Consider the following 13,151-nt stretch of genomic DNA (forward strand, 5'->3'; position numbering starts at 1 on the left):
TCACGTGATCAGCTGCTTTCTTGGTTTAATTTAGCTATCGTTTCCCGTTAGTTTAATGAACCTCTATTATGCATTTGAATAATTAATCGAGACCACGCCTGGTTAACTACGGAACGAAAGAGCACACCAAGTACCCGTAGAAGAACTTCGGCTCGTGCTCCTAGTTTGTATCCTCCCATAGTTGAACGGAAAAGAAGTATCTTTATATACTAAAAGTGAGTAATCTTCATCTTGTTTAACAAAAAGTTCATAACGTCTCTTCAACCATTTAAATGACCTATTCATGAAGTTTGTAATTACATATGTATAAGTGATTCAGTAGGACGTCCAAATTTTTTTTAAAAATAATCCCAACCTTTATTTCGCCTGGCACACTATATAATTGTCAGGAATTACAGATGCAAATATGGAGGCAAAAGATGGATTCAACTGGTAAAAACGGAAAAGAAGCAGCGGAAGCGATTCGGAGCTATGTCAAACCGATTTTTGGTTTTGCGTTAAACCGGGTCAAGCAGCGGGCCGAGGCGGAGGATCTGGCTCAGGAGATTATGCTGCAGTTGTTGAAATCCTTCTCCGGGGTGCGGGACATTAGAAGCCTTGACGCTTACGTCTGGACGGTTGCCCGATACACTTGGGTAAATTGGTTGAATAAGCGTGCGCACGCTCCCCAAGTGATCGAAATCAACGGCATGTCCGAACTGTCTGCTTCCCCTTCCCGGGAGCCGCTTGACCGGCTGCTGGTAACCGAAGCTTACCACGAGCTCCGCCGAGAAGTCGCGTTTCTGTCCGACATCCATCGCCGAATCGTGGTCATGCATTACTACGACGAGCTTAAAATCGGCGATATCGCGATTGCTCTGAACATTCCTGTAGGCACGGTGAAGTGGCATTTGAGCGAGGCTAAAAAGAAGTTACGGAAAGGGATGAAACGTATGCGTACAACAGGAACTTTAAGTGTCAATCCGGTCAGCATGGGGGAAATGGGCCATTCCGGTTCGGCCGGCAGACTGGGCGAAACCAACGATTTTCTTGGACGCGCCTTGGCACAAAATATCGTTTACGCGGCTTATCACAAGGCGCGTACCGTACATCAAATCGCGGAGGAGCTCGGAATGCCGCCGTCTTTGCTGGAAGGCGAAGTCCGGCACCTGGCCGATTACAATTTTCTCATCCAAACCTCTCCCGGCAAATATCAAAGCAATACCATCGTCTGGGACCTCTTCGATTTGGCCGTAGCCGGTCATCAATTCTGGCAAGATTGTGCCGCCGAAGTGGCCGATGTTCATTTTGACGCGTTAATGGAAGTTCGCCGGCAAGTCGAGGATAGCGGAGTGTACGTTCCGGACGGCGACTATAACTTCCTGCTCTGGACCTTGCTGCCCAAGAACGTCGAGGAGCAATCTTGGCGGAGCATGCCTGCGGGCGAAAACTTCGATGCGGTCGCACCAATACGAAAGGACGGAGGTCAGTATATTGCCTATGCGGCGTTAAACCGGAGCCACAATGCCGATCCGGGTTTTGATTTGAGTAGTTACGTCACCTTCGGTCCGTCGCTCCGCTACGTCGAAGACACTCCCTTATACTTGTGGCAATTCAATACTTACTGGAGCGATCGCCAGATGGATTGGCGTTTCCTGGAATACCGGAATGTCGAGATTTGTCATGCGTTCCAACAAGGGGAACTGCCCAACAACGAAGAGAACGCCGAGCAATATTCGTTCCTGCTGGAGAAGGGGTACATCCGCAAGACGGAGGAGGGGTACAAGTTCAATGCGGTTTGGATCGACTCTCCGCAAACGTTGGATCGGTTGAACAAGGCAATGCCGGATTTGTCCGCTCTGTATGCGCCTGCTGTCGGCAAGCTCTACGACAAAATGCTCAACCTGTTCCTGCAAAATCAGCCGAAGCATTTGGAGCCGCAGCTTGCTTACATGGTGAGAGGCAACACCGGCGGAGGCCGGCTGGTCGCTTATATTTTGAAGCATTTGATCGATAACGGAAAGTTGAAACCGCCGTTGCCGCACCAGCAGAAGACGATTTCAACCTGGATGGGGCCGGTCAAGTAAATCGGTTCGGAAATGTATACGAAGAATGGCCGTTCCCGGGCGGTGGCCATTTTTACACAAAACTCTGTCTTTCCACTCTGTCTGTCCAACGAAGAGATTAGGACATCGCTATTTCACCAAAGCCCCCTCCTGAACGTATGAAAATGATTAAAAACTACCCATGACGCATGTGCGTCATGGGTAGTTTTTAATCGCAATCGTATCTGCCGGATTTCTCCTTTACCTTACGATTTTTAATCTTTCTTGTCCGCAACCAACCGTGAGAGGCCAGATGCTCCACTACTCAGCAGATCTATTCAGCAAATCTGCCCGTTAGTTGAGTAAAAGCAGCCAATCACAATGATAAGCTGCTTTCTTGTTGTTATTGAGCTAACGTTTCCCGTTAGCTTAAAGACTCCGAAATCGAAATTAGCGAATCACGGTCGCTATGCTCGGCCACTACCTCATACTGTAATGCCTTACCCTTAGTTGATCCTACTTCCGCCCAAATCAATCTCTGTAATTCATTATTTCTAATGTAAACTGCTTCGTTGGAACGAATTGTTAAGTTCTCAATCGTGTGTTTTTCTAGATCAGGTACATGAATACGACTTTTTGTAGTTCCAAATATCCGGAATTCAAATTCGGTTTCTTCTTTACGATATAGCAGACTTACACCAACGAGCGTATCATTCGGTATAAGATCTCGAACAACGTCTTTGCCGGTTCTTGAACTCTCAATAGCCATTTCATCGATTTCTTCCTGTGTCAAATTATCAAATCCATAGTAAACCTGAATATCCATAACTTCAGCATCAGCAGGAAATACCGCCTCCCATGATGAGGTTTTTGCCTTTAACTCCTCAATTCCTCCAGTCCACTTCACTGCTCCGTAATTTGTTTGCTGACTGATTTTTTTATCAGCAGCAAGATATATCCCTTTTCCCATACCAGGTTTTAATTGGCGAATAACGATATCGATAGTGTTTTCTTCTTGAGGTGAATCAATATTTAAAATCGCTAACACTTCTCCCTTTTGATTTCTCATTTCCAAAGTTTACACTCTCCTTCTAAGGTAGGAAGCATGTAGCCGGTCGAAATGATCGGCTGCCAGCTAATTGCATTATTCGATTTACGTTTCCCGTTAGCGTAACGGCGTATAAAGCGTAATATAATTTAGATACACGTCTAACGATACATTTGTACATACCACATTTTGAACCCATGCCGTTCATAAAAATCGATCCAATCCAAATTCGATGAACCTACAAGTGCGTGAGTTACACCGTGTTACTTGTAGCTCAATACATTCAATAAAGTTGTTCCACGTTATTTCTCTAAATTCCACTAAATTTCACCATCCACTTGCCTTTCTGTCCTATAGTCTACAGAAATCGAATAATAATAAAAACCTGACAATGTATAGTGATTTTTGTATATTTTCATTAAATTAACCTGCCCGTTAGTTGAACAAAAGCAGCCGATCACGTTGATCAGCTGCCTCCTTTGATTTATTGAGCTATAGTTTCCCGTTAGCTTAATCGATGCTCGTTGAAGCTATTCCAGTTTAAAAACAATCTTTGTTCCCGTCTCTTTGTCACTGAATGGCTTACTATATTCTATGAACGTTAATTCAAGTCCTGAAGTTTTATCGGGTAGTGGCGGAGATATTACATAATTGGTTGAAGCATGACCTGCGTGGCTGCCGCCATGAATCATGCGGCAATCATATTGTTCTCCAATTTGCAATTCAAAATGGCTGAGAGGCTTAGTGATGGAGGATACCTCTGACACATTCACATCCCAATCGATACTAAAAGTCACTACACTTGCGTTACTGTACTGCCTAATTGAGTTTATAGTATAAAAAAAGCTCCCTACTTCGACTGACTTTAGAACAGGTATATGTTTTCTAAAGTTTGATGGTTCAATTATTGGCTTATAATACTCTTCACTTCTAAAAGTTCCGAAAACAGCTTTCAGAAAGTCCTCGTAAAGTTCAAAAGTTTCAGCCCATTCAGAGATATATTCCAATGGCGGGAAACCAGGATTGTTGTGTGAAAGCTGCTTCCGAAGTTTCAACATCTCACAAATTTGCTCGTCAATTTTAGAAATCTGTTCGTCATAGTGCTCCGTTGGGCGTTCAAAAGGCATTCGTTTCAACTTTGATCTCCCCTTTACCTTGCTTTGTTATCGACTTCTCTCTCAGAGGTTATTCTCCACCTTCACTAAACTATCCTGCCCGTTAGTTGAACAAAAGCAGCCGATCACGTTGGTCAGCTGCTTTGTTGGTTTTATTGAGCATCGTTTCCCGCTAGTTTAACAATGGTTCACTCTTTTATTTCATTCTCCTTTTGTAGAAGACTCTTGACCAAAAGAAAATTGCATTTCCTATCAGCAAAATAGTAAACTCCCAGCCCGTTTTACCTTTCGAGATATAATTGATTGCTGACCAAAGCAACAACGCTAAAGTAAAAAATATGTAAGTGTTTTTAGCAGATTTATCATTTTGAAATTGTTCCATTTCATCAGCTCTTTGCAATTTCATTTTGAGTCCTCCTCGTAAGTAAATAATTGGTCAACGGTAATATCTAGTTGCAACGATAATTTGAATGCTAAGGTCAACGTGGGGTCATATTTATCATTTTCTATAGCATTAATAGTTTGTCTTGTAACCCCACATCTAATTGCAAGGTCTTCTTGAGATAGCTTCATCCTTTTTCTAATATCCCTAATCTTATTCTTCAAACGGTATCACCCACATTATAATGTAAAAATCTTTTTACATTTTTAAATAGAGCTTACTAAACTATCCTGCCCGTTAGTTAAATTAAAAGCAGCCCATCGAGTTGATCCGCTGGCTTTCTTTGTATTATTGATTTATGACCCGTCTCGTAGTCGATGGCAGCAAACAGCTTGGCTCCTTTATGCTCGCCATGAGTCGGGATTTTGCGTTTTTGTCCTTTCGGAAACCAGTTGCACTGCAAAGCCAAATAGAGGCCTTTACCATTTTAGTGAATATACTGTTTTAAAGTAGGAAATAATTGTTGGTATAGAAAGGGTGGGGATATGTTGAAAAAAATATATTTAATAGCCTTTGCAGTGACTATTATTTCAGGAGTGGCATTAATACCGAATTCAAAAGCAGACACTTATTCAGAAATGGAAACCGTAAATAAGACAGATGAAAATCCTGTTAACACTAATTTTTCAACAAATAACGTGAAATCCGAAGAATCAGTAAAAAACGTAGAATCCGTAGAATCAAAAATCGCAAAAGGGTATTATAGTCAACTATATACACCTCATGGCATGTTCGTGCGAGCAGATGAACAAAGTATCTTTAAGGAATCGGAGATAGCAAGAAATTTAGATCAAGTCGGACCTGATACGAATCAATTAATTTTTGAAGGCGAATTTTTTTTAAAAGTAGATGAAGAAGAATTTCTTAAAAATTATCCCAATTCGTTGCTCTTAAATAAAACCTTAAATTGATGAAAACCCGACTGATACTGATGTTCCATCGAGTTCATCAAATCTCACTTCATAAAGAAGGAGCCATTGTTTTCGACAATGGCTCCTCCTTTTTTTGATTTGGAATTAGCGTGACTCCAATGAATGTTTCGACTTTCCGGCCCTGTTGTTCCCAGATATTCACGGTAGAAATCCGGTGACAAAGGCGAACGCGATCACTCCTACGGTTCCAAACTTCTCCTCGGTCTCTCTCCCCTTAGATATTCTCAAGTTCAATCTATATAGATTTAAAAGCTCCGTTTCAGTCACATCCATATCTATTTTCTTACGTTAACCTGCCCGTTAGTTGAACAAAGCAGCCGATCAATGTGATCAGCTGCTTTCTTGGTATTATTGAGCTATCGTTCCCCGTTAGTTTAATGGATCAAATTTGTGGCTTTTATGCTACCTACCACTTAATCCATTAATCTCCCTTTACTTCCCCACTCTTTTCACACTCTCTAATAATTCTAAATATTCTATTTCTTTGACGCCTGAGCCTTTTTCAATTTATCCGCAACAGCTTGAGTGCTGGATTGAATAGCAGCAGTTGCTTTGTCTAATGTTTTCTTCCCGTTTACTACCTGTGTCAGTTCTTTAAGTAGAATCGAACGAAATCTTAATTCAAAATTTGGTGATTTGTTCATGAGAGCATAACTTGTTATCGATGAATCCAGATTAGGTTTTAATTTATAGAACGCATCCAACTTGTAACCAGAGTACTCCTTAACCATGCGAGATAGAGGAGCACCGATACTATTATTCGAGTTATTGGGCTTATAGTATTCGGCAGCGTAGTCATCTCCATTGAAATATTTGATGAAATCCCAAGCGGCATCAACATGAGCTGCGTCTGCTGGAATTGCGAATATCTCATTAATGAAAAAGTTCCCTGTTGACTCTCGATCCTTAGCCGCAGGGCCGGCAGCAATACCAAGCGTGAAAGGTTTATAATTCTTCACACCACTTTTTGCTGCTTGTAAGGACTGAAGCTGACTAATCGAGGCTACTTTCATAGCGGATCGTCCCATAATGAACGAGCTGCTTTCCAAGTAACTTTTGCCCGACAGACTGATCCATTCGTCAAGTACCCCGGACTTCGTCGCCTCGCTCGCCAGACGATAGGCATTTTTCCACGCAGTTGTATTCGCAGTAGCCTTTAGCGTATTTGGATCCATGTACGTTAACCCTTCTGTTCTGGCGATATCCATGACCAAATTGCTGGATCCAAAGGAGCTTAGGCCCCAAATTCGCGAGTTCTTATCTCCTTTAGTAGGGAATTTCTTAGCAAGATTCAATATCTCTTCCCACGTCATTCCATCACTTGGTACTTTAACATTGTACTTTTTAAATAAATCAGCATTATACAGAAGAGCGTACGAATCCGTTTTTGGGCTTAACCCATAAAGTTTGCCACCGCCTTGATCCTTCAATTCATCAAGCAAGCCAGGGTATAACGTTGTCGTGTCATATGCATCTCGCTTAATTAACGGTTCTAAATCAACCAGCTTTTTATTTTTAGACAGTTGTTGGTAATGGTACGGGGGCAGCATAACCAGATCCGGCGAATACTTTTGGATAGCCCCATTGTAATCCCTAATCGCTTCCATACCTGAAGGTGCAACGACTTCGATATTTGTATTCGGGTACTTCTTACTAAACAAATCTCCATACGTCCTGTTGAAATCGTCTTCGTTCCAGTACAATACTTTTAAAGTCCGTTTCGCATCTGCCTCGCTGTCCGCATTTGCGGAAACTTGTTTACCTGGACTAAGAACTGCTGAAATTCCAATTAACATAACACTAAGGCTAACAAGCATGGCCTTCTGTAATACATTGTGCTTCAAAAATAAAACCTCCACCCATTTGTTGTTCAAACGATTATTCGCTTGTGTTGAACTAAGTATAGAAGAGAAAGCTTATCATCTAACTACCGAACTTCTTATCATTTCCTTAAATAATGCTGACGTTATTCAATGCATGAGAAATATCGCTTATAATTATCATGCTGCTCTTCAATGTAAGAAAGATATAGGAATTAAGGGAGGATCTATGGCAGAAAGCACGATTTTGATGGTGGATGATGAAGCGGAAATCATCCAATTAATGAGTATTTATTTTAATAACGAAGGCTACAAGCTCCTGCAAGCGTCGAATGGCCTGGAAGCGCTGAAGGTTCTACAGTCCCAACCAATCGATTTAATTGTACTTGATCTAATGATGCCCAAGATGGACGGGTTGCAAGCATGTATGAAAATACGAGAAACGAATTCTATACCCATCATCATGCTCTCAGCTAAAGGCCAGGATATCGATAAAATATCAGGCCTCAGTATTGGCGCCGACGACTACGTAACCAAACCATTCAACCCGCTCGAGCTGATCGCACGCATTAAGTCACAGCTTCGAAGAATGAATCAATTCAACGCCGTCGCGGCTAACGCGAACGAAATACATATCGAAAACGTTGTCATTAATATTGCGTCCCATACAGTAACGGTCGATCAGCAGGAAATCAAATTGACTCCCCGCCAGTTCGCACTTCTTCACATGCTGGCAGTTAATAGAGGGACGGTGCTGAGTATGGATCGCATCTACGAAGAGGTCTGGAACGAGCCCTTTATGGAGTCAAAAAATAGCGTCATGGTACATATCCGAAAGCTCCGCGAAAAGATAGAATCTAACCCGCGCGAACCGCGGATCATCAAAACCGTATGGGGGATTGGATACAAAATCGAAAGCGATTTAAAAGCAAGGAGTGAGTAGGATGCAACCACAGTGGCTGTATACGATTCGTTGGAGATTAATGCTGATCATGGTTGCAAGCCTGGCGTTAACAGGCGCAGCTATTTTTTTGGGGTATGTCATGGCGGGAGCACTGCAAAAAATCGAATACGTGGCTGCCCCGATCAATTGGATCATTGAGCATGCCGGGTCTATTCGCGCGATGATCATAACCGGTTTTGTTCTGTTTCCCGTCACTTTCTTCGTTGCCAGTCTCCGTTTGGTTCGGGATTTGCGCGCGATCAACGCAGGGTTGCAGGAAATATCGGCAGGTCGGTTCGGACATGTGGTAACGGTCAAGGGCAAGGATGAGTTAAGCGTAATCGCAGAGAGCATGAATCAATTGAGCAGCGAATGGGATCATTATCTGACGGAAATTACATGTGGTTTGGAGGAGATTGCGAGCGGCCAGTTCGACCATCAAATTCCGGAAATTGCTGATAATAAATTGGGCGAGGTCGCGCTCAGCATTAACCAGATGAGTATGCAGTTGAAGCATTCCATTGCGGAGGAACGCAAGGCGGAAAAGACCAAAAACGATTTGATTACAGGTGTATCGCATGACCTGCGTACTCCACTGACCTCGATTCTCGGATTTCTCGAAGTGATCGAGAAGGATCGGTATCAGGATGAAGTGGAGATGCGTTATTTCGTCAACATCGCGTATGAGAAATCTTTGTCGCTCCGGCGATTAATCGACGAACTGTTCGAATATACGCGCATCAACAACGGTCTGCCTCTGGAACTGAGCGAGCTCGATATCGCCGGGTTAATCGGTCAGCTTGCCGAGGAATTCGTGCCGATCACGGAGAACGCAGGTATGGAAATCAGACTGAATATACAAGAAGGAGAATTCAAAACCCAAGCGGATGGAGGATTGTTGGTACGGGCGTATGAAAATATCATCGCGAATGCCATCCAGTACGGGCGGACAGGCAAATATATCGATATTGATATCGCACAGGATAAAGATATGCTGGTTGTACGGATCCAAAATTATGGCCCTCCCATTCCGGAACGGGATCTTCCTTTTATATTCGACCGTTTTTACCGGGTAGAGAACTCAAGGTCGAAACAGACCGGGGGCACTGGTCTCGGTCTGGCCATCACGAAAAGTATTATCGAGGTACACGGAGGGGGCATCACCGCGCACAGCAGCAAAAAGGCAACCTGGTTTGAGACACGGTTATCGATATTCGGACCCACTCAGACGCAAGTGGCTGCTACGAAAGAAGTTCATAACGAAATCAAGCGGATACCGACCGTGCTCCCGGAACAAGGCCTTGCACCGAAACAAAGAACATCTCCTTGGCTTCGACGCCTGTCTCACTCCAGGATAGCTGCTGTACCAATGATCTTGTTGCTCGTCTGCGCGGTGGTACTATTCAGCGTTAAGAATTCATTTACCTCCAATCTCGTGGTAAAGCTGCCTTCCATCTTCTCTGAAAATGACGATCCAACGCTGATACCAACAAGCGGAAATAACGAGATGACTTTAATCACCGGTAAAACAGACAAAGGCTATACACTGCTCATTCATAAATATCTTTTCGACGGCCAGAGCCTAATTATCCAATACTCTATGAAACATACTAACCAAATATCGGAGTCACAGTGGGCGAAACAATCGGTCAAGCCAACTTTTATGTTGGACCCTTCAACGATAAAGGCGGCTCCCGGCATCGCCACGGATCCAGGTGTAGTGTTGGCCAAAAACGGCACCATCAATTATTATTTTATCAAGACCTTGCCACCTCCAGATCAGTTCCTGTTGAAAGTCAACGTAAACCAGTTAGTCCTGTCCGATGACCCGGCTCAGCAGGATCTGCTCACCGGAGACTGGAGCTTCGAAATTCCTGTGAAGAAAAATTATGAACGAAAAGCCGACGGTCAAAGCGCACCCTTGTTGGATGATACGGTTCTCCAAGAATGACATTAAACTATACTGCCCAATCGTATGATGAGATCAACCATTTCTTTCTGGTTGATCCTTTTTGCATTAACTTTAGGGTTGCCGGTCACATGATTGAGGCTGGTGGGAACATCGATCCTTTCGATCAATTGACGGATGGTGAGAAATCAAAAGTAGCTCGTCATGAAGCGATTATTGACCAATTTGTGGCTGCCGATAAGTATGTGTACGTCTCACCTATGTGGAATTTCTCGATCCCACCGGTTCTGAAAGCATACACGGATGCAACTTCAATTCCAGGTAAGACTTTCAAATATACGAAGAATGGCCCTGTGGGTCTGTTATCCGGCAAAAAAGCATTACACATTCAAGCTTCCGGATCCGTTTATTCGGAAGATCCGCTTGCTCCGATTGAAATGGGATACAGCTATCTGAGTAAGATATTACATTTCTATGGAATTCAATCTGTTGAAACAATTTTTGTGGAAGGAACGGCATCATTAGCAAGCTGCCAAACGTTTCTAATCGTTCATTGCATCTTCAATGAAGTCAGATCCATTGTCAAAACACTTCCGGGTGCAGTTGTCGATAATGATTAACATATTTAATAGGTTTCTGCGTGTTAATTGAACAAAAGCAGCCGATCACAATGATCGGCTGCCTTCTTGTTTTATATTAAGCTAATAGATTACATTTCTGCTGTAATGCGAACTACCACTTATTCCATTAATCTCCCTTTACTTCATTATCGTTAGAAATTAGTTCATCACGTTGACTTACCAACGATTCCTCTTTATAATTCGGACATCGAGAGCCAAGACGATCCCCAATTGTCGAATGTAAAGAAAAGCATTCAAAAAGCGGACAACGTATTGATTGACACCCAAAATGGATCTTGGTATTTAAACAAACTCAAACGTGAAAGATGTGAAGAAGTTATGAGTAAGCAGAAAGTATACTACGGTAAAGATATCGAGGTCATGTTTAATTCGGAGGTATGCATTCATTCCGGTATTTGCGTAAAAGGTCTCCCTGATGTTTTTGATTTAAGCAAGCGTCCTTGGGTTAATCCCGATGCTGATACTACGGAAGCAATTGCCCGGCATATTGACACATGTCCAAGCGGAGCACTGACGTATAGACGTCTGGACGGTGAATACTTAACAGAGAAAGAGGGATAAACATGCATATTGCAGAACATGATACCGACAATAAAAGATTTCTCATTCGAGATAACAGCGGCATTGCTGCGGTGATGACCTATGTAATCTCAAGCCCGGAGCTTTACATAATTGATCACACCTTTGTCGAAAATGCTTACCGAGGACAAGGGCTTGGCGATAAACTTATCCAAGCTATGGTGGAATACACGCGGGAAAACAATATTAAGATTTTACCCTTATGCCCGTTTGCCAAGGGACGATTCGAACGTATCTCCGAATACGCGGATGTTCTCCATAAGTAATCACTAATAATATAATTTGGACAATAATAAAGAGAGAGCCTGAAAGCACGAGATTTCCTCGTCCTCCTCAGGCTCTTCTTATGTCTGTAAACCAATCCTGTATTGTCGGAAGAGAATACAGGTTTAGACTGGCCTGCTTTCATTGAGCTATCGTTACCCGTTAGTTCCATACGCATATACTGTGTAAAAAATCGGGCCCCAATCCACATCGGACGGATCCCCGCTTCATTTTATTACTCCTTGGCAGTACCGTTAATCTTCTCAAAGTACGGGGTCAACTTAAAGCCGAGTTGCTCAAACTGCTGCTGCTCTTCTTTGGTCAAATTCTCCTCATGACTGACCCCATTTTCATCTGTGATCTTCAGCTTTAATTGCATCAGCTGCTTTGTCAGTTCCATATATTCCTTGAACTCGTCCTCTGTGAGCTTGCCTTTTGCTGCCTGGAGCATCCCTTCAATCTCTTGATAGTCTTCTTGTGTACCACCGTGCTGTTCAATAATCGAAGAAGAACCAAAAATATCATCGGCCAGATAGGAAGCAGCAAATGCGGCAGACGGAATTAGGATGGCTACTGCGGCAATACCTGCGAGCATGCGTTTTTTCATAGGAGATCTCCCTCTCTTCTCATTAACATAGTGTTGGTAGGACTGCCTGACACGTCCATACAACTCGGGTGGACAGTGCATCGAATCGGCCACCTGACGAAGCTCTTCACGTAACTCCTTGTCAATGGACATAAGCGTCTCCTCCCGTCATTTCGAATCGTTTGCGGAGTTCTTTCCGCGCCAGATGATGCCTGGATTTAACTGTGCCAACGGGGATCTGCAGCATGTCTGCAATTTCTTCCAGGGTATAGTCGTGAAAATAGTGGAGTATGACAACTACACGAAGTTTGTACGATAACTGGTGGACAAGGCTGAAGAGCTCATGCTGCATTTCGGACTGCAGAACAGCTTTGTCTGTCCAGTCGAACGGTTGTTCACAAGTCATCTGGCGATTTCGTTCAAAGAGACGAATTCGCCGCCAGGTCTTTCTTTTCCAATCCTGGACAAGACGGATAGTGATCCCGTGCAACCAAAACCGGAACGGCCGGTTCGTATCGTATTTGTGATACGACCGCCACATGTGCATGTAAACTTCATTTACGATTTCCTCAATGTCCTGTTTGTTGTTGACAAGAAATGCAACCGTCCGGTAGACGTCTTGGTGAGTCGCCTGATAGACAAGCTGAAATGCCGACTCATCGCCAATTGCTGCTTTTTCAAGCCATTGGATTAACTCTTTATCATTCATGGGGGCCCCTCCTGAACGTGTTACAATTCTTAATTCGCTCCCGTGGGGAAAAAGGTTCAGTATAAGTAATAACTTTTTTTGTTAAGTAGTCCTTTGGATTAGCCTTTCTGTGTCAATATTATTCCCTGCAAATGTGTAT

Annotated in this window: 15 protein-coding genes; 8 read left to right on the forward strand and 7 right to left on the reverse strand. The window is 43.2% G+C overall.

Annotated features, from left to right (window positions below; genetic code table 11):
* Window positions 1-419: 419 nt before the first annotated feature.
* Window positions 420-2,066 carry an RNA polymerase sigma factor gene (locus tag AB3N00_RS23215; RefSeq protein ID WP_413036714.1) on the forward strand — a complete coding sequence of 549 codons (1,647 nt, stop codon included), beginning with the start codon at window positions 420-422 and terminating at the stop codon, window positions 2,064-2,066.
* A 382-nt stretch (window positions 2,067-2,448) separates the two neighbouring features.
* Here the strand turns inward: AB3N00_RS23215 and AB3N00_RS23220 are convergent, their stop codons facing one another.
* The 4 genes from AB3N00_RS23220 to AB3N00_RS23235 form a co-directional block, all read right to left on the reverse strand.
* Entirely contained in the window at window positions 2,449-3,099 is a 651-nt protein-coding gene (locus AB3N00_RS23220) for a hypothetical protein (protein ID WP_413036715.1), read from the reverse strand.
* Between the two features lie 503 nt (window positions 3,100-3,602).
* Window positions 3,603-4,199, reverse strand: a complete 597-nt coding sequence (locus tag AB3N00_RS23225; protein ID WP_413036877.1) for a hypothetical protein — start codon at window positions 4,197-4,199, stop codon at window positions 3,603-3,605.
* 184 nt (window positions 4,200-4,383) lie between these two features.
* The gene (locus AB3N00_RS23230; protein ID WP_413036716.1) at window positions 4,384-4,593 is read right to left on the reverse strand and encodes a hypothetical protein; all 210 of its coding nucleotides are present in this window, start codon (window positions 4,591-4,593) and stop codon (window positions 4,384-4,386) included.
* Entirely contained in the window at window positions 4,590-4,793 is a 204-nt protein-coding gene (locus AB3N00_RS23235; RefSeq protein WP_413036717.1) for a helix-turn-helix transcriptional regulator, read from the reverse strand. Before AB3N00_RS23235 ends, AB3N00_RS23230 begins: the two co-directional genes overlap by 4 nt.
* Window positions 4,794-4,927: 134 nt before the next feature.
* Between AB3N00_RS23235 and AB3N00_RS23240 the strand changes: the two genes are divergently transcribed.
* Both AB3N00_RS23240 and AB3N00_RS23245 read left to right on the forward strand, forming a co-directional pair.
* Window positions 4,928-5,077 (forward strand): hypothetical protein, encoded by a 150-nt coding sequence (locus AB3N00_RS23240; protein WP_413036718.1) that lies wholly within the window; start codon window positions 4,928-4,930, stop codon window positions 5,075-5,077.
* Window positions 5,078-5,114: 37 nt separating this feature from the next.
* Window positions 5,115-5,540: a hypothetical protein gene (locus tag AB3N00_RS23245; RefSeq protein WP_413036719.1), complete on the forward strand. Its 426-nt coding sequence runs from the start codon at window positions 5,115-5,117 to the stop codon at window positions 5,538-5,540.
* Between the two features lie 497 nt (window positions 5,541-6,037).
* Here AB3N00_RS23245 and AB3N00_RS23250 read toward each other — a convergent pair whose 3' ends face one another.
* Complete coding sequence (locus tag AB3N00_RS23250) at window positions 6,038-7,405, reverse strand: ABC transporter substrate-binding protein (RefSeq protein ID WP_413036720.1); 1,368 nt, start codon at window positions 7,403-7,405, stop codon at window positions 6,038-6,040.
* A 205-nt stretch (window positions 7,406-7,610) separates the two neighbouring features.
* On the opposite strand from AB3N00_RS23250, the gene AB3N00_RS23255 reads away from it, so the two are divergent.
* From AB3N00_RS23255 to AB3N00_RS23275, 5 genes are all read left to right on the forward strand, one after another.
* Window positions 7,611-8,324, forward strand: a complete 714-nt coding sequence (locus AB3N00_RS23255) for a response regulator transcription factor (RefSeq protein WP_413036721.1) — start codon at window positions 7,611-7,613, stop codon at window positions 8,322-8,324.
* 1 nt (window position 8,325) lies between these two features.
* Entirely contained in the window at window positions 8,326-10,275 is a 1,950-nt protein-coding gene (locus AB3N00_RS23260; RefSeq protein ID WP_413036722.1) for an ATP-binding protein, read from the forward strand.
* Window positions 10,272-10,853: an FMN-dependent NADH-azoreductase gene (locus AB3N00_RS23265; protein WP_413036723.1), complete on the forward strand. Its 582-nt coding sequence runs from the start codon at window positions 10,272-10,274 to the stop codon at window positions 10,851-10,853. The genes AB3N00_RS23260 and AB3N00_RS23265 overlap by 4 nt, the downstream gene beginning before the upstream one ends.
* 339 nt (window positions 10,854-11,192) lie before the next feature.
* The gene (locus tag AB3N00_RS23270) at window positions 11,193-11,435 is read left to right on the forward strand and encodes a (4Fe-4S)-binding protein (RefSeq protein WP_413036724.1); all 243 of its coding nucleotides are present in this window, start codon (window positions 11,193-11,195) and stop codon (window positions 11,433-11,435) included.
* A gap of 2 nt (window positions 11,436-11,437) precedes the next feature.
* Window positions 11,438-11,719 (forward strand): GNAT family N-acetyltransferase, encoded by a 282-nt coding sequence (locus tag AB3N00_RS23275; RefSeq protein WP_413036725.1) that lies wholly within the window; start codon window positions 11,438-11,440, stop codon window positions 11,717-11,719.
* 233 nt (window positions 11,720-11,952) lie between these two features.
* On the opposite strand, the gene AB3N00_RS23280 is transcribed toward AB3N00_RS23275, so the two are convergent.
* Entirely contained in the window at window positions 11,953-12,456 is a 504-nt protein-coding gene (locus AB3N00_RS23280) for a DUF3600 domain-containing protein (protein ID WP_413036726.1), read from the reverse strand.
* Window positions 12,446-13,012 carry a sigma-70 family RNA polymerase sigma factor gene (locus tag AB3N00_RS23285; protein WP_413036727.1) on the reverse strand — a complete coding sequence of 189 codons (567 nt, stop codon included), beginning with the start codon at window positions 13,010-13,012 and terminating at the stop codon, window positions 12,446-12,448. Before AB3N00_RS23285 ends, AB3N00_RS23280 begins: the two co-directional genes overlap by 11 nt.
* Window positions 13,013-13,151: the final 139 nt, after the last annotated feature.

Origin of the sequence: Paenibacillus xylanilyticus (genome assembly GCF_047246825.1) — a bacterium.
Classification (GTDB): Bacteria; Bacillota; Bacilli; order Paenibacillales; family Paenibacillaceae; genus Paenibacillus; species Paenibacillus xylanilyticus_B.